Origin of the sequence: Nonomuraea sp. NPDC005650 (assembly GCF_040605375.1) — a bacterium.
Classification (GTDB): domain Bacteria; phylum Actinomycetota; class Actinomycetes; order Streptosporangiales; family Streptosporangiaceae; genus Nonomuraea.
On sequence record NZ_JBEXCR010000005.1, the window covers coordinates 211,092 to 226,803 of the forward strand.

The 15,712-nt window shown below is 71.7% G+C and carries 12 protein-coding genes; 4 read left to right on the forward strand and 8 right to left on the reverse strand.

The genetic code is table 11. The annotated features are described in order from the left end of the window. Window positions 1–29: 29 nt before the first annotated feature. Window positions 30–674 carry a lytic transglycosylase domain-containing protein gene (locus ABZS69_RS10760; protein ID WP_355369498.1) on the forward strand — a complete coding sequence of 215 codons (645 nt, stop codon included), beginning with the start codon at window positions 30–32 and terminating at the stop codon, window positions 672–674. A gap of 70 nt (window positions 675–744) precedes the next feature. Then, a complete protein-coding gene (locus tag ABZS69_RS10765; RefSeq protein WP_355369500.1) occupies window positions 745–2,742 on the forward strand; it encodes a glycosyltransferase family 2 protein in 1,998 nt (665 codons plus the stop codon). On the opposite strand, the gene ABZS69_RS10770 is transcribed toward ABZS69_RS10765, so the two are convergent. The 5 genes from ABZS69_RS10770 to ABZS69_RS10790 are packed head-to-tail and all read right to left on the reverse strand — an operon-like array spanning window position 2,732 to window position 8,884. Continuing rightward, window positions 2,732–3,877, reverse strand: coding sequence for a tannase/feruloyl esterase family alpha/beta hydrolase (locus ABZS69_RS10770; protein WP_355369502.1), 1,146 nt, complete (start codon window positions 3,875–3,877; stop codon window positions 2,732–2,734). The two genes, ABZS69_RS10765 and ABZS69_RS10770, sit on opposite strands and share 11 nt — an antisense overlap. Beyond that, complete coding sequence (locus tag ABZS69_RS10775; RefSeq protein WP_355369504.1) at window positions 3,877–4,878, reverse strand: alpha/beta hydrolase; 1,002 nt, start codon at window positions 4,876–4,878, stop codon at window positions 3,877–3,879. Before ABZS69_RS10775 ends, ABZS69_RS10770 begins: the two co-directional genes overlap by 1 nt. Continuing rightward, window positions 4,875–6,149 (reverse strand): MFS transporter, encoded by a 1,275-nt coding sequence (locus tag ABZS69_RS10780; protein WP_355369506.1) that lies wholly within the window; start codon window positions 6,147–6,149, stop codon window positions 4,875–4,877. Before ABZS69_RS10780 ends, ABZS69_RS10775 begins: the two co-directional genes overlap by 4 nt. A 55-nt stretch (window positions 6,150–6,204) precedes the next feature. Continuing rightward, the gene (locus ABZS69_RS10785; protein ID WP_355369508.1) at window positions 6,205–8,091 is read right to left on the reverse strand and encodes a GAF domain-containing protein; all 1,887 of its coding nucleotides are present in this window, start codon (window positions 8,089–8,091) and stop codon (window positions 6,205–6,207) included. A 40-nt stretch (window positions 8,092–8,131) separates the two neighbouring features. Next, complete coding sequence (locus ABZS69_RS10790) at window positions 8,132–8,884, reverse strand: 3-hydroxybutyrate dehydrogenase (protein ID WP_355369510.1); 753 nt, start codon at window positions 8,882–8,884, stop codon at window positions 8,132–8,134. A gap of 239 nt (window positions 8,885–9,123) precedes the next feature. Here ABZS69_RS10790 and trpD point away from each other — a divergent pair, with 239 nt between their 5' ends. Beyond that, window positions 9,124–10,176: an anthranilate phosphoribosyltransferase gene (gene trpD / locus ABZS69_RS10795; RefSeq protein ID WP_355369512.1), complete on the forward strand. Its 1,053-nt coding sequence runs from the start codon at window positions 9,124–9,126 to the stop codon at window positions 10,174–10,176. Here the strand turns inward: trpD and ABZS69_RS10800 are convergent. Genes ABZS69_RS10800 through ABZS69_RS10810 form a run of 3 tightly spaced genes read right to left on the reverse strand, consistent with a single transcriptional unit; the run spans window position 10,173 to window position 14,517 of the window. Continuing rightward, the gene (locus ABZS69_RS10800; protein ID WP_355369514.1) at window positions 10,173–11,558 is read right to left on the reverse strand and encodes a class II fumarate hydratase; all 1,386 of its coding nucleotides are present in this window, start codon (window positions 11,556–11,558) and stop codon (window positions 10,173–10,175) included. The two genes, trpD and ABZS69_RS10800, sit on opposite strands and share 4 nt — an antisense overlap. 44 nt (window positions 11,559–11,602) lie before the next feature. Beyond that, the gene (locus ABZS69_RS10805) at window positions 11,603–13,372 is read right to left on the reverse strand and encodes a serine/threonine-protein kinase (protein WP_355369516.1); all 1,770 of its coding nucleotides are present in this window, start codon (window positions 13,370–13,372) and stop codon (window positions 11,603–11,605) included. Between the two features lie 35 nt (window positions 13,373–13,407). Beyond that, window positions 13,408–14,517: a serine/threonine-protein kinase gene (locus ABZS69_RS10810; protein WP_355369518.1), complete on the reverse strand. Its 1,110-nt coding sequence runs from the start codon at window positions 14,515–14,517 to the stop codon at window positions 13,408–13,410. A 770-nt stretch (window positions 14,518–15,287) separates the two neighbouring features. Here ABZS69_RS10810 and ABZS69_RS10815 point away from each other — a divergent pair. Further along, entirely contained in the window at window positions 15,288–15,476 is a 189-nt protein-coding gene (locus ABZS69_RS10815; RefSeq protein ID WP_185068558.1) for a DUF5999 family protein, read from the forward strand. Window positions 15,477–15,712: the final 236 nt, after the last annotated feature.

The window sequence follows — 15,712 nt, forward strand, 5'->3', positions numbered from 1 at the left end:
TCCCCCCGACGCGCCGGCCCAAGAAGCGCGTGAGCGTGAAAGCGGTGGTCATCACCACCGTTTCGCTGGTGGTGGTGGTCGGTGGAGGCACTTTCGTGGCCCTCCGCGCCATCGAGAACGCCAACAGGCCAGCCGTCACGCCCTTCACGCCCGAGCAGTTGGGCGCCATCGCCGGCGGCAGCTTCTACACGCCCGACCCGCAGAACGACGCGCTCAAGAACGCGGCCGAGCAGGCGTACAAGGCGGACAAGCTGAAGGACGGCCGGTCCGCCGCGGGCAAGGACCCCGAGATCGACTGGGTGGTGCCGAAGAAGGCGCCGGGCGGCGACGGGTTCCCCACCGCGAACTTCCCGCCGGGCAGCAACCCCTCGCCGGGCAGCAACAAGGCCACCGCCAAGACCATGCTCTCCTCCATGGGCTGGGGCGACGACCAGTGGGGTTGCCTGGAGCGGCTCTGGATGAAGGAGAGCGGCTGGAACGAGCGGGCGATGAACCGCTACTCCGGCGCGTACGGCATCCCGCAGTCCCTTCCGGGCAGCAAGATGGCCAGCGCGGGCTCCGACTGGCAGACCAACGCCGCGACCCAGATCAAGTGGGGCCTCGGCTACATCAAGGGCCGCTACGGCACGCCCTGCGGCGCATGGGGACACTCACAGTCGGTCGGTTGGTATTAGAGGGTCAACTTTCCCTCTCTAATCGGCAAGCCGCCGCGCCCGAAGGTGCATACGGGCCCACTCTGGCCGCATGGGTGTGAAGGTCAGTGTGATCGTCAATGTCCACAACCCGGGGGCCACCGCCGACGCGTGCATCCGCTCCGCCCTGGAGCAGACGATGCCCCCGGACGAGTACGAAGTGATCTTCGTGGACGACGGCTCCACGGACGGAATCGGCGAGCGCCTGGACACCATCGCCGCGACCCGTGACAACGTGAGCGTGCTGCACCTGCCGCACACGGGCACGCCCATGCGCGGCCGCAACGTGGGCCTGGCCACCGCCACCGGCGACTACGTCTACTTCCTCGACCAGGGCGACCGCCTGGAGAAGGACGCCGCCGCCCGCATGCACGAGCGTGCCGTGGAGACCGACGCCGACGTGCTGATCGGCCGCCTGATCCGCGACTTCGGCCCGCCGATGGTCGCCTTCGAGCGCGGCACGGCCCGCGCCGACATCCTGCGCGACCGCCTGCTCCACCTGCTGCTGCCCCAGCAGCTCTACCGCCGCGGCTTCCTGGAGGAGAACGAGCTGGGCTTCACCGTGCCCGGCGGCAGGATGGCCGAGCAGGCGTTCGTGATGCGGGCCTACCTGCACGCCAAGGTCATCGCCGTGCTGGCCGAGCACGTCTGCTGCCACCTCGGCGACCGGCCGTGGGCCGAGGACGAGCCGCGGTCGATGGTGAAGGAGCTGAGCGAGCTGCTCACCGACATCGACGCCTGCGTGGGCGAGGGCCGCCAGCGCGACCGCATGTACGCCCACTGGTTCCGGTACGCCGTGCTGCGCCCGCTGCTGACCGCCAGGTTCGCCGACTCGTCGGTGGACCGGGGCCTGCACTTCCGGGTGGTGCAGGAGCTGGTCGAGGAGCGCTTCCCGGATCGGCTGGACCGCTACCTGCCCGTCCAACTGCGCGTGGTGGCCGCCTACGTGCGCGCGGGCCGCCTGGACCAGATCGTGCTCCTGTCGAACTCCTCCAAGCGCGCCGGGCTCCGCGCCGACCTGACCGAGATGCGCTGGGACGCCCACGTGCTCGTGCTCGCGCTGACCGTGGAGGTCCTGTCGGGCGACGGCACGCCCGACAGGTACCGGGAGGACGGCGAGCGCCTGCTCTGGACCCCGCCGCGCTCGCTGGACACCAAGTCCCTGGACGGGAGCGTCACCGACGTCACCGAAGCGGTCGAGCGGGCCCGCGTCGAGCTGTACGTGCGCCACACCGAGACGGGCGTGATCCACTTCCTGCCGATGACCCAGCACGTGGAGCGCATCCAGGACGGCCGCCGCCGGATCAGGGTGCAGATCAGGGGCGAGGCCAAGCTGGACGTGACCAGCGCCGCGGTCGGCGAGCCGCTCAAGCCGGGCCAGTGGGAGGTGCACGTCCGCATGTTCGGCGGCGCCAACCAGGCCAGGAGCCGGGTCGGCAGCTCGACGGGCCCGCTCAACTGCCTGGGCGTGCTGGCCCAGCGTCCCAGGATGCGGCTGGTGGTGCCGTGCTGGACCGACCACGGCGAGCTGGGCCTGGCCGTGGAGCCGCGCTCGTTCCCCGAGTCGATCGCCCTGGTGTCGCGCGGGGCGGAGGTCAAGCAGCTCGACGGGCACGTGTACGTCGTGCTGCCGGTGCCGTACGTGCCGCCGAGCGGCGGGCCGCCGCTGGAGCTGGTGCTGCGCAGCACCCGGCGGCGCGGCCGTGAGGTGTGCGCGCCCGCGCTGGCCGAGGCCGGGGTGCCCGGCCGGCTCGCGGGGCAGCTCGTGGCCAAGGTGCCGGTCAAGCGGCTGATGCCGCCGCCCGACCAGCTCGGCCCCGGCGGCTGGCTGACGTCGCTGCGCACGTCGGAGGAGGAGATCGGGCTCAGGTTCGCGCTGGAGATGCGCAGGGGCAAGATCAAGGTACGGCCCGCCGCCGCGGTCGACCCGGGGAGGCGCTCGCCCATGGGCCGGGACACCATCCTGTACCGGATCGGCAGGCGGCTGCCCGGCGCGCGCCACATGGTGCGCCTGGCGCGCGCGGGCAGGCACCGCTACCTCAAGGACTGACCCAGCCCTCTAGCTCCTCGAAGGCGCTCCTGAAGGCCGGGAGCATGGGCTTGAGCTTGTCGGGGTAGGCGTCCACGAGGCTGTCCAGGTGGTTGCCGCCCTCGACGCGGTGGTAGCGGAACGGCCGGTGCGGGCCGACCATCTTCGCGTAGACGTCGGAGTCGCGGGAGATCGGCAGCAGCGTGTCGAGCGTCCCGTGGATCGTGATCAGCGGCTTGGTGATCCGGCCGGTCAGCGCGATCTTCGCCACGGCCGCGTACGGCTTGCGCCGGTCGTAGTCGTAGTCGGCCGCCGCGCCCTGGTAGGACGGGTCCAGCTCCTTCTGGTAGAGCTGCTGGGTGAGCTCCCAGTAGTACTGCCGGTGGAACGGCCACAGGAACTCCGAGCCCGCCGCGAACCCGGCCGCCCGCACCCCCGCCTCGTCCGGGTACGCCTCCAGCGCGGGCGGCAGGAAGTTCAGCAGGTTGTCGCCCTTGACCCGCCAGAGCGTGCCCTCCCAGTCGACGCCGCCGTCGTAGAGCCCGCCGCGGTTCTCCAGCTGCCATCTGACCAGGTAGCCGCCGTTGGAGATGCCCGCCACGAACGTGCGCCGGGGCTTCTTGCCGTACCGCTGCCTGACGACGGCCTTGGCGGCCACCGTGAGCTGGGTGACCCGCTCGTTCCACTCGGCGATGGCGTCGCCGGGCTCGCGGCCGTCCTCGTGGAAGTTCACGCCGACGTTGCCCTTGTCGGTCGAGGCGAACGCGTAGCCCTTGGCCAGCACCCAGTCGGAGATCGTGTAGTCGTTGGCGTACTGCTCCCTGTTGCCGGGGGTGCCGCTGACGACCAGGCCGCCGTTCCAGCGTTCGGGGAGCCTGATCACGAACTGGGAGTCGTGGTTCCAGCCGTGCGTGGCGTTGGTGGTGGAGGTGTCGGGGAAGTAGCCGTCGATCTGGATGCCGGGCACGCCCGTCGGGTTGACCGTGGCGGCCGAGTGCAGCCCGGCCCAGTCGGCCGGGTCGGTGTGGCCGGTCTTCGTCGTGCCCGCCGTGGTCAGGTCGTCGAGGGTGGCCACCAGGGTCCGCTCCGCGCCCGGCACCGTGAGCTGCGGGACCGGGGTGAGCAGGCTCGCGACCAAGGTGAGCGTGACCAGCATCACGACCCCCCGAGATGGGCGGTCAGCAGGCGCTGGAACTCCGCGGGGTGCTCCAGGTGCGGGCTGTGCCCGCAGTCGTCGACGACGGCCTCGCGGTACGGGCCGTAGCGCTCCAGCACGGCCCTGGTCTGGGTCACCATGGGCTGGGCCGGGGTGCCGGGGGAGCCGGGCACGACGCCGAGCGCGCCCAGGTGGGCCAGGTCGAAGAGCGACGTGTCGGAGACGATCACGTCGTCGGCGCCCCTGATCCACAGGACGGGCGGCTTCGGGTCGATCTCGTGGAGGTCGTCCAGGCGGAAGTTGGTGGGGGCGAGGGCGTTGAGCACGCCGTGCTTGCCGGGGGCCAGGCCGGGCCAGGCGGCCGAGCCGGCGGCGTCGCCCGGGTAGTTGGCCTCGCCCACCTGGGTAGTGAGCATCGAGCGTACGTAGAAGTCCTCGTCGGGGAGGCCCGGGTGCTTGACGTACGAGGAGCGGAGGACGCTGCGCGGCGACGTGGGGGACTCGTCCGACATGTCGCCCGCCTTGAGCCGGGCCACGAAGTCGGGATTGGCCGCGCCGGCGCCCGCTCCCGCGCCGTCGGGGTGCGTGAGGCGCCCGTCGGGGCCCTCGGTGCCGCCGAAGCCGTACGGGGAGACCGGGTTGACCAGGGTGACGCTCCGGACGGCGGCCGGCCGGTCGCGCAGGACCTGCAGCACGATGCCGCCGCCCAGGCTCCAGCCGACCAGGTGCACGCCGTCCAGGTCCAGCGCCTCGACCAGCTCGATCACGTCGTCGGACCAGTCGCGCAGGCCCCTCGTGGCGTCCACGGGCGCGGGGTCGCTCTCGCCGAACCCGCGCAGGTCGACCGCGAGCGGGCGGTAGCGGCCGGGCAGCGCCGCCATGCTGTCGCGCCAGAAGGCGGCGGAGGAGACGTTGCCGTGCACGAACAGCACGGGCTCGCCGGTGTGCCTGCCCTCGACGGTCAGGACGTTCTGGGTGAGCCTGGGCGTGGTGACCTTCATCGCGCGTGGATCCTCTCGGCAAGGTCGCTGCCCTGGGTCTCGCGGGCCGCGTAGACCGCGCCCAGGGTGAGCAGGGCGGCCAGACCAAGGTAGACGGAGATGGGCAGGCTGCTCGAGTAGGACTTCAGCAGCGCGACCGCGATGATCGGGGCCAGCGCGCCGGCCACGATCGCCGAGAGCTGCGCGCCGATCGAGACGCCGGTGTAGCGCATCCTCGTGCCGAAGAGCTCGGAGAAGAAGGCCGCCTGCGGTCCGTACATCATGCCGTGGAAGAGCAGGCCGACGGTGATGGCGAGGGTGATCACCCAGAAGTTGCCGGTGTCCACGAGCGGGAAGAACGCGAAGATCCACACTCCGATGCCGGCGGCGCCCGCCAGGTAGATCGGGCGGCGGCCGATCCGGTCGGACAGCGCGCCCCACATCGGGATCGTGATGAAGTGGATGGCCGAGGCGATCAGCACCGCGTTCAGCACGGTGGAGTTTTCGATCTTGACTGACTTGGCGTACGTGATGACGAAGACGGTGAGCAGGTAGAAGGAGATGTTCTCCGCGAGGCGCGCGCCGATCGCGGTGAGCACGTCCTTCCAGTGGTGCCGCAGCACGCCCACGATGGGCGCCGCCTTCTCCGGCGGCGCCTCCTGGAACACCGGCGACTCGGTGATCGTCAGGCGGATCCACAGGCCGATCAGCACCAGCACGCCCGACAGCAGGAACGGCACCCGCCAGCCCCACGCCAGGAACGCCTCCTCCGACTGCCAGGCGGCCAGGGCCGCCAGCACGCCGGTGGCCAGCAGGTTCCCGCCGGGGGCGCCGGCCTGCGGCCAGGAGGCCCAGAAGCCGCGGCGGGCCGTGTCGCCGTGCTCGGAGACGATCAGCACCGCGCCGCCCCACTCGCCGCCGAGGGCGAAGCCCTGCACGAGCCGCAGCGCGGTCAGCAGCAGCGCCGCGGACGGGCCCAGGGTCTCGTACGTCGGCAGGCAGCCGATCAGGAACGTGGCCGCGCCCATCGTCAGCAAGCTGACGACCAGCAGCGTCTTGCGGCCGATCCGGTCGCCGAAGTGGCCGAAGACCAGGCCGCCGAGCGGGCGGGCGACGAATCCGACGGCATAGGTGAGGAACGCCAACAGCGTGCCGGTGAGCGGGTCGGACTCGGGGAAGAAGAGCTTGTTGAACACGAGGGCGGCTGCCGAGCCGTACAGGAAGAAGTCGTACCACTCGATGGTGGTGCCGATCAGGCTGGCGGCGACGATCTTCTTGATGGAAGTGGCCATGCCGGTCACGGTAAGGAGTGACCGGCGTCACTTATATGGGGGCGGGGCCCACAGTCTATGGGGTGGATGTGTGGCCGAGCCGGTGCAGGCGGAGCGCGAGCTGGATCTCCAGGGCGCGCTCGGGCTCCAGCCAGCCGTCGCCGAGCAGCTTGCCGATCCGGTCGAGCCGCTGCGTGACGGTGTTGACGTGGATGTGCATGACCTCGGCCGTACGGGAGGGCGAGCCGCCCGAGCCGAAGTAGGCGGCCATCGTGTCGGACAGCGCGGTGCCCCTGCGGGCGTCGTAGTCGATCACGGCGCCGAGCACCCGGCCGACGAAGCCGCGCACGTCGCGGCCGTCGCCGACGAGCAGCCCGACGAACCCCAGCTCGGCCGCGCTCGCGCCGTCACCCGCCCGCCCGAGCGCGATCAGCGCCTCGGCGCACCTGCGCGCCTCCTGGTAGGCCGCCGCCACGTCACCCGCCCCGGGGACGTCGCCCCCCGGCGGCCGGGCCGCCGCGCCAGGGAGACAGACCTTCGACGCGCCCGCCGTGGCCGGCACGTGCAGCGACGCGCTCAGCTCGGCGGCGACGCGCTGCGCGACGCCGCCCGCGTTGTGGCCCGGCAGCAGCAGCACCACCTCGCCCGCCCGCCCGGCCGCGAGCCCGTGCCGCAGCGTGGCCTGCGACGAGGCCCAGAACGCGGCCCGTTCCCGCTGGCCCTCGTGCCGCACCACGACCACGACGTGCGGCGCCGACAGATCGACGCCCAGCCGCCGGGCCCGGTCGGCCAGGCCGGGGGAGCCGGGCCGGGAGATCAGGTCGTCGAGCAGCTCGCCCCTGACCCGCCCCTCGGCCTCCGCCACGCTCCTGCGGAACAGCAGCAGCAGCGCGCACACCAGCGCCGCCCGCTCCAGGATGCGCTCGTCGGCGTCGTCGCTGCGCAGGATCAGCGTGCACAGCGGCTCCCCGCCGACGTCCACCGACGCGATCCGCAGGTCACCCCTGCGCACGGTACGCCCCAGCGCCCTGGACGCCTGCGCCGACTCGAACACCCCGGAGTCGAGCTCGCCCACGTCACCCGTGAGCGGCCGCCCCAGGTCGTCGAGCACGGCCAGCGAGCCGCCGAGCACGTCGGTCACCACGGCCGCCACGTCCTCGATCCCGCCGCCGCGCAGCACCAGCGAGGTCATCCTGTCGTGGGCCAGCGCGGCCCGCTCCACGGCCTCGCCGTGCGCCCTGGCGGTCCTGTGGGCCTGGGAGAGCTCCTCCAGCGCGTTCCTGGTCTCCTGCAGCAGCCTGGCGTTGTCGATCGCGACGGCGGCGTGCGCGGCCAGGCTGGCCAGCAGCGACACCTCTTCCTGGTGGAACGGCCGGGCGCTGCGGTTGGCCGCCATCAGCACGCCGATCACCCGCTGGCCCAGCCGCAGCGGCACGCCCAGGATCGCGACCAGGCCCTCCTCCTTGACGGCCTCGTCGATGTGGTTCTTGTGCCGGAACCTGGAGTCGGCGAAGTAGTCGGCCGTCGAGTACGGCGTGGCCGTCTGCGCGACCAGGCCGCCCAGCCCCGCCCCCATCGCCAGCCGCAACGCCCTGAACTTGGCCGAGATCGACCCGTCGGTGACCCGCATGTACGTGTCGCCCTGCTCGGGGTCGTGCAGCGTCATGTACGCGACGTCAGTGGCCAGCAGCTGCCTGGCCCGGTGCACGATGGCCTCCAGCACGGCGTCGAGGTCGCGCAGCGCGGCCAGGTCGCCGGCCGTGTCGTACAGGGCCGACAGCTCGGCCTCGCGCCTGGCCCGCCGCTTGAGCAGGTCACGCACCTTGAGCGCCTCGACCTTGGCCTGCTCCAGCTCCTCGATCGTGGCCGGGTCGGCACCCCGGGCCCTGGCCTCGATGATCGGCCTCTCGAACTCGACCGCCGACGCCTCCCTGGCCAGCAACTCGAGGAAGTGCGTGCTCATGGCCTCACTCCGTCCGGCGGGCTCGGTCGCCTTGAAGCCACTAGTGCGCCGTCCAGCCGCCGTCCATCGGGAGGGAGACGCCGGTGATGAACCCCCCGGCGGGGCCGCACAGATAGGAGACCAGCTCGGCCACCTCCTCGGGCTCGATCAGCCGCTTGATCGCGGCGGGCTGCAGCATGATGTTCTCGACGACCTCGTCCGGCTCTATGCCGTGCACTTTAGCCTGGTCTGCGATCTGCGCCTCGACCAGGCCCGTCCGCACGTAGGCGGGGCAGACGCAGGTGGAGGTGACCCCGTGCGGCGCCCCTTCGAGCGCGACCACCTTGGAGAAGCCCTCCAGCCCGTGCTTGGCCGTCGTGTACGCCGACTTGAACGGCGAGGCGCGCAGCCCGTGCACGGACGAGATGTTCACGAACCGCCCCCAGCCCCTGGCGTACATGCCGGGCAGCACCTTCCGCGCGATCAGGAACGGGGCCTCGACCATCACCCGCAGCATCGCCGAGAACACCTCGGGCGGGAACTCCTCGATCGGGGAGACGTGCTGGAACCCGGCGTTGTTCACCACGATGTCGACCGGCTCGTCGGGCAGCGCCGCCACGAACCCGGGATCGCTCAGATCGGCCACCACGGCCACGCCGCCGAGCTCGGCGGCCACCTTCTCGGCCGGCTCGGCCCGCAGGTCGACGACCAGCACCTTCGCCCCATCGGCGGCCAGGCGCCGGGCGCAGGCCGCCCCGATGCCGCCCCCCGCCCCCGTCACAAGCGCGGTCCGCCCCGTCAGCTCCTTCGCCATACCCCGAACCCTAGGCGGTCGCCGCGCTCCGACGCATGGGTGCCGACGACATAGATCCGTGCTGCCCTATGTAGATCACGCGTGTCTGCTATGTTGAGCCCATGACCGCGTATTCGTCCCAGTGGTGGCCCGCCTCCTAGGCGGACCTCCCAGCGCATACGCACCGGCCGCCTCGACGAGGCGGCCGCTCGCATGTCGTACGCGCCCCCGTCGAGCACTGACGAAAAGGGGCGCTCACCATGACCACCACCTGGCCAGTACTGCTCACCACGCTGCTCGGCGGCCGCTCGCTCACCTCCCTCCAGGCCAAGTGGGCCATGGAGCAGATCATTGGCGACGCGGCCACGGACGCGCAGATCGCCGCGTTCGCGATCGCGCTCCGGGCCAAGGGCGAGAGCGTGGCCGAGGTGTCCGGGCTCGCCGACGGCATGCTCATGAGATCGGCCGCGATCAGGGTCTCCGGCGACCCCGTGGACCTCGTCGGTACCGGCGGCGACCGCGCCAACACCGTGAACATCTCCACCATGGCCGCCGTCGTCGCCGCCGCGGCGGGCGTCAAGGTCGTCAAGCACGGCGGGCGGGCCGCCTCTTCGCTGGCGGGCGCGGCGGACGTGCTGGAAGAGCTCGGCGTGGTCATCGACCTGCCGCCGGCCAAGGTGGTCAGGGTCGCGGACGAGGTCGGGATCACGTTCTGCTTCGCGCCCGCGTTCAACTCCGGGCTGAGACGCACCGCGGGGCCGCGCCGCGAGCTGGGCGTGCCCACGGTCTTCAACTTCCTGGGCCCGCTCACCAACCCGGCCCTGCCGCCCGCCCAGGCGGTCGGCGTCTTCCATCAGGGCATGGCGCCGGTCATCGCGGGCGTGCTGGCCCAGCGCGGCTGCTCCTCGCTGGTCTTCAGGGGTGACGACGGGCTCGACGAGCTCAGCACCACGGGCCCCTCCACGATCTGGGTCGTACGCCGGGGCAAGGTGACGCCCACCGCCTTCGACCCGGCCGACCTGTCGATCCCGCGGGCGCGCCCGGACGACCTTCGCGGCGGCGACGCCCGGCACAACGCGGGCGTGGCGCGGGCCGTGCTCGCGGGCGAGCGGGGCCCGGTGCGGGACATCGTGCTGCTCAACGCGGCCGCCGCCGTGGTGGCCGCCGAAGGCGCCCCGCCCGCGCCCGAGCTCACGCCCGCCCTGAGCGTCGCCTACAAGCGGGCCGCCGAGGCGGTCGACTCCGGCGCCGCGCTGTCCCTGCTCACCCTGTGGGCGCATGCCACACAGGCCCAGGCGTCAGCGGATCATTAGGGCCGGGTCATCGACAGGACGTCGAGCGCGGCGTCGAGCTGGTCCTCGGTCAGGGTGCCGTTGGCCACGTGGCCGCGCTCGACGACCACCTCGCGGATGGTCTTGCGTTCGGCCAGGGCCTGCTTGGCGATCTTCGCGGCCTCCTCGTAGCCGACGTACCTGTTCAGCGGGGTGACGATCGACGGGGACGACTCGGCGTACTCGCGCAGGCGCTCCACGTTCGCCGTGATGCCGGAGACGCAGCGGTCGGCGAGCAGCCGTGACACGTTCGCCAGCAGCCTGATCGACTCCAGGATGTTGCGCGCGATGACCGGCAGCTGCACGTTCAGCTCGAAGCTGCCGGACGCGCCGGCGAACGTGATCGCCGCGTCGTTCCCGATGACCTGGGCCGCGACCATGGTCGTGGCCTCGGGGATCACCGGGTTGACCTTGCCGGGCATGATGGACGAGCCTGGCTGCAGGTCGGGCAGGTTGATCTCGCCCAGCCCTGCGCGCGGGCCCGAGCCCATCCAGCGGAGGTCGTTGGAGATCTTGGTGAGCGCGACGGCCACCACCTTGAGCTGGCCCGACAGCTCGACGATCGAGTCTTGTGCGCCCTGGGCCTCGAAGTGGTCCCTGGCCTCGACGAACGGGATGCCGGTGGCCTCGATGAGCTTGGCGATGGCGGCCTGCGCGAAGCCCGGCGGGGTGTTGATGCCGGTGCCCACGGCCGTGCCGCCCAGGGGCAGCTCCAGTACGCGCTCAAGGGCCGCCGCGACGCGCAGGGCGCCGTTCTCGACCTGGGTGGCGTACCCGCCGAACTCCTGGCCGAGCGTCACCGGGGTCGCGTCCATCAGGTGGGTGCGCCCCGACTTCACCACCCCGTCGAACTCGATCGCCTTCTCCCGCAGCGCCGCCGCCAGGTGCCTGAGCGAGGGCAGCAGGTGGAACGTCACCTCCGTCGCCGCCGCCACATGGATCGAGGTCGGGAAGACGTCGTTGGACGACTGGGAGGCGTTCACGTGGTCGTTCGGATGCACGGGGCGGCCGAGGCGCTCCTCGGCCAGCGTCGCGATCACCTCGTTGGCGTTCATGTTGGACGAGGTGCCCGAGCCGGTCTGGAAGACGTCGATCGGGAAATGGGCGTCGTGCTCGTTCTCGGCGACGTCGGCCGCCGCCTGGGCGATGGCCTCCGCCATGTCCTTGTCGATCACGCCCAGCTCGCCGTTCACCTCGGCGGCCACCGCCTTGACCAGGCCGAGCGCGGCGATGTGGGACGGCTCGAGAGGGCGTCCCGAAACCGGGAAATTCTCCACAGCCCGCTGGGTCTGCGCGCGCCACTTGGCGCCTGATGGCACGCGTACCTCGCCCATCGAGTCATGCTCGATTCTGAACTCGCTCATGACTTCCAGTCTGACCCACGACCGCCCGGCGGCCGCGGCGCGGGTCAGCTGGACAAGAGCGCCACGATGAGCACGGCGATCACCACGGCGGCCGCGGCGGCCACCGCCATGAGCACCAGCATGCCGTTGCGGTTGCCCGTGGGCTGCTCCGGCTGCCCGGCGATGGCGAACAGGTCGGTGCCCAGGCCCTTGCCCTGCTGCGGGACCTGCTGAGCCCCTGACGGGGGCTGCTGCTGCGCGGCCGGCGGCTGCTGGGGGCCGGGCTGCCGGCCCGCGGGCGGCGTGGTGGGCGGGTAGACCTGCTGGCCCGGCGCGGGCGGGAGCTGGATGCGCGTGGTGACCACCGCGCCCTCGTCGCCGGGGCCCTGCGGCGGCCTGCTCTGCTCGGGAGCCGGGGGGAACGGGCCCTTGGGGCGCTGGACGCTGACCGTCCGCTCGGGGTCGAACCCCTGGTCGGGGAAGGCCCCGGGCGCTTGGGGGCCGCTCTGCGGCTGGCGCTGGGGCCCGGCGTTCTGGGGTCCGGCGTTCTGGGGTGCGGCGTTGCGGGGCACGGTGGGCGAGCCCGGAGCCCTCATCGGGCCCTGCGGCCCCGACGCGGGACCCTGGCCCGGGCCGCCGGGTGCGCCGGGCGGCGGGCCCACGGGCCCTCTGGGCGCCTGGGCGCCCGGCCCCTGGCCCGGTCCGGCGGGGCCCCAGGGTGCCTGACCGCGGGGGGCGCCCGCGCCTCCGGCTCCGTACGGCGCGGGGCCGGCGGGCGCGGCCTGAGGCGCCGGGGTCTTCCGCGCAGGATTCGTCTGGGCCGGATTCGTCTGGGCCGGGTTCCGCTGAGCCGGGCCCTGCTGTGCTGGGCTCTGCTGTGCTGGGCTCTGCTGTGCTGGGTTCTGCTGGGCTGAGTTCTTCTGTGCTGAGTTCTTCTGGGCGGCGAACGGGTCGGACAATGCGGCCTCCTGCGCCATGAGAGCCTCAGCCGTGATCGCCGGCATGTCGCTCGTCGGGGTGTCGGCGACCATGCGCAGCAGGGTCTCCGCCTTGGCAGCGTTGAGCCGCTGCCGGTAGTCCTTGTTCAGCAGCCCGTTCAGCACGGGCCGCAGCTGCCCCGCCTGCGTCGGCGGGTCGGCGCTCTCGGTGAGCAGCGCCGCCAGCGTCTCCGCGATCGTAGCCCGTTCGTACGCCGGGCGCCCCTCGACGGCGAAGTAGAGGGTCGCGCCGAGCGACCAGACGTCCGACTCGGGGCCGGTGTACTCGCCCCTGGCACGTTCCGGGGCCGTGTAGCCGGGTGACCCGATCACCATGCCCGTTTTCGTCAGCCGCGAGTCGCCCTCGGCCTTGGCGATGCCGAAGTCCGTCAGCACCACCCGCCCGCTCTCCGTGATGAGCACGTTGCCCGGCTTGACGTCGCGGTGGGTGATCCCCTGGGCGTGCGCGGCGCGCAGCGCCCCGAGCAGGTCCACGCCGATCTCCGCCACGAGCCGTGGCGGCAGCGGGCCCTCCTCTTCGATCACCTGCTCCAGCGATCGGGCCTCGATGAGCTCCATGATGATCCACGGGCTGTCGTCGTGGATCAGCACGTCGTGGATGGACGCCACCGACGGGTGGTTGATCCGCGCGGCGATACGGCCCTCGCGCACCATCCGTTCGCGCAGCTCGGCCCGTTGTTCCTCGGTGAGCCCCGGGTCCTGGCGGATTTCCTTGACCGCCACCTCGCGCCCGAGCGCGCGGTCACGGGCGCGCCACACCGTGCCCATCGTGCCCCGGCCGAGCGGGGCTATGAGCTCGTAGCGCTCCGCGAGCAGGCGTGTCTGCTGTTCCGGCATGAGAAGAAGATATCGATTCTCGCTTGGGAAGTGCTTTACCCTCGCTTGCGAAGTTCTCTTGGCCAGAACCGCCGAGGAAGGCACAACTTTATCACCGTCGCTTTGAAACGGGCATAAGCGGACGGCGTCGGCCGCGACTCGACGCGCTTCCTGTGCACGCCCTCGCCGGGCTTGCGCTCTTGCCGTGGCACCGGGACAGACAGCGCTGTCGTGGAGACGTCCGCCCTGTGGAGCCCGCGATGCGCGGGCCTGCGTGTGAAAGACGGCGGGTTGATGGCCGGCGCGGTGCGTACGGGCTTGCGCGGGGCAAGCGGCTCCTCGGCCGAGCCTCCGGCGGCGACCCTGGCCAGCATGAGCGAGGCGCGGACGGAGTCGAGCCTGGTCGCGGGGTCGATCCTGAGCAGCGCGTCAAGCACGGGGGCCAGCGGCCCGGCCTTGGTCATCGGGATCGGCTCGCCACTGGTGAGCGCCGCGAGCGCGGCGGCGGCCGTACGGCGCCCGTGCAGGCCCCTGCCCTCGACGGCGGTGTAGAGGGTCGCGCCGAGCGACCACAGATCGCCCGCGGGGCTGGCCTTCGAGCCCAGCACCCGCTCTGGAGCGATGTATCCCGCGGACCCCAGGACGATGCCCGCCTGGGTGATGGAAACGTCACCTTCGAGTGCGGCCAGACCGAAGTCGGTGAGCACCGCGCGGTCCTCGGTCACCAGCACGTTGCTCGGCTTGACGTCGCGGTGGAGGATCCCCTTGGCGTGCACGGCGCGCAGCGCCCCGAGGATCTGCCGGCCGATCTCGGCGGCCCTGCGCGGGTGGAGCGGTCCCTGCTCCTGGATGAGCTGCTCCAGGGACTTGGCCCGCAGCAGCTCCATCACGATCCACGGCCGGTCGTCCTCGGTGACCACGTCGAAGACGGTGATGACCGACGGGTGCGCGACCATCGCGGTCGCCCGGCCCTCGCGCTCGGTGCGCGCGCACAACTCGGCGCGCAGCTCCTCGTCGAGCACGTTCGGCAGGCGCACTTCCTTGACCGCCACGTCGCGGTCGAGCAACTCGTCATGTGCCCGCCAAACGGTGCCCATGCCGCCGCGTCCGACTGGTTCCACAAGCCGGTAGCGCGCGGCGAGTAGGTAACCGGAGGGCGCACGCATGGCAGGCAGCTTACCTATTTGTGTAAACCGACCAGTAGAGGCGCGGCCGATAAATTGTTGCGAACTTAAGTCAACCCGCCTGACTCGTCACGTCAGCAAACGTCCTGGCCACATCGGTCCAGTTGATGAGGACTCTCGGTTTCTCGACGCGGTCGCGGGCGCGTGTTCCGCCACCGAGAGTAGCGGTCGCGCTGTCGGACCGGAACCCTCCACCGCCGAGGCGCCGGCCGCCCCGCGATGCCCGGCCGGCTAGGGCTTCTCTTGGCGGAGTCGCGGGAGTCAGATTGGTCCCGTCTCGCCGACGGCCTTACCCGCGGCCCGCACGGGCCTCCCGTACTGGCTTTCTTGAACGTGTTTGCGCAGCTAGACAGCCAAGTGTGTCGTGCGGCACACTCGCGTCCACGATAAATGTGCATGATGCAAGGCAGGGGACTTTCAGGTGTACGGCAGGCTGACGGACGGGAACTGAGCGGCCCCGTCAGTGAGTTGTAAGGGTGCCGTAAGGGGGCGGGGGCATGGTACAGGCATGAGAGACGGAGTTCCCCCGCAGGCCCGCAAAGTGTCGGTGCCGAGCGTCAGAATGAGGGCGAACACCGAGGTCCCCCACCACTAACGACAGGCAGTTGAAGGACGTGATGAAGTTGCGCCAGACCCAGGTTCGCACCAGGCCCAAGAAACCGAGCGAGTCCCCTCTGGACCTTCGCACGCCGTCGGGGCGCAAGCTGCCCTTTTGAAGCCATGAATCAGGAGCGCAATCTGAGAGGTGCGCGATGTGCAGTCACTACCCCGCTTGCCCGAGTGCCGATTCACCCGACCGTGAGGCGTCGCACGTGATCGCCGCCCACCCTGACCAGGGCTGGAGCCTGCTCTGCAACGGCGTCGTGCTGTTCGAGGACACCGGTCTGCTGCTGCCCGACGGCACCGTCGTGGCGCCGCACCGAGCCCCGGTGGCCGCCTGAGCCGGCATGCCCGAGGAGACGTCCGCGCCGTCCCTCCCGGCCTGCCGGCACCGGGTCCGCCGCGATCCATGGCAGCCGAGGCCATGATGACGCTCGCGCCGGACCCGCCCCGCCGGACCCCCGGCAACGCCGTCACCCACCCGTCCCCGGCGCCCTCCGGCACGAGGCCGCCCGCCTGATCATCCTTCCGCCCCTGGCGCACATCGTCCCTGCGCCCGGCCCGTGGAGTGGCCCGG

Coding starts and splice junctions, on each gene's coding strand:
- ABZS69_RS10765 (WP_355369500.1), top strand. CDS start 745: ATGGGTGTGAAGGTCAGTGTGATCGTCAATGTCCACAACCCGGGGGCC.
- ABZS69_RS10770 (WP_355369502.1), bottom strand. CDS start 3,877: ATGCTGGTCACGCTCACCTTGGTCGCGAGCCTGCTCACCCCGGTCCCG.
- ABZS69_RS10775 (WP_355369504.1), bottom strand. CDS start 4,878: ATGAAGGTCACCACGCCCAGGCTCACCCAGAACGTCCTGACCGTCGAG.
- ABZS69_RS10780 (WP_355369506.1), bottom strand. CDS start 6,149: ATGGCCACTTCCATCAAGAAGATCGTCGCCGCCAGCCTGATCGGCACC.
- ABZS69_RS10785 (WP_355369508.1), bottom strand. CDS start 8,091: ATGAGCACGCACTTCCTCGAGTTGCTGGCCAGGGAGGCGTCGGCGGTC.
- ABZS69_RS10790 (WP_355369510.1), bottom strand. CDS start 8,884: ATGGCGAAGGAGCTGACGGGGCGGACCGCGCTTGTGACGGGGGCGGGG.
- trpD (WP_355369512.1), top strand. CDS start 9,124: ATGACCACCACCTGGCCAGTACTGCTCACCACGCTGCTCGGCGGCCGC.
- ABZS69_RS10800 (WP_355369514.1), bottom strand. CDS start 11,558: ATGAGCGAGTTCAGAATCGAGCATGACTCGATGGGCGAGGTACGCGTG.
- ABZS69_RS10805 (WP_355369516.1), bottom strand. CDS start 13,372: ATGCCGGAACAGCAGACACGCCTGCTCGCGGAGCGCTACGAGCTCATA.
- ABZS69_RS10810 (WP_355369518.1), bottom strand. CDS start 14,517: ATGCGTGCGCCCTCCGGTTACCTACTCGCCGCGCGCTACCGGCTTGTG.
- ABZS69_RS10815 (WP_185068558.1), top strand. CDS start 15,288: ATGTGCAGTCACTACCCCGCTTGCCCGAGTGCCGATTCACCCGACCGT.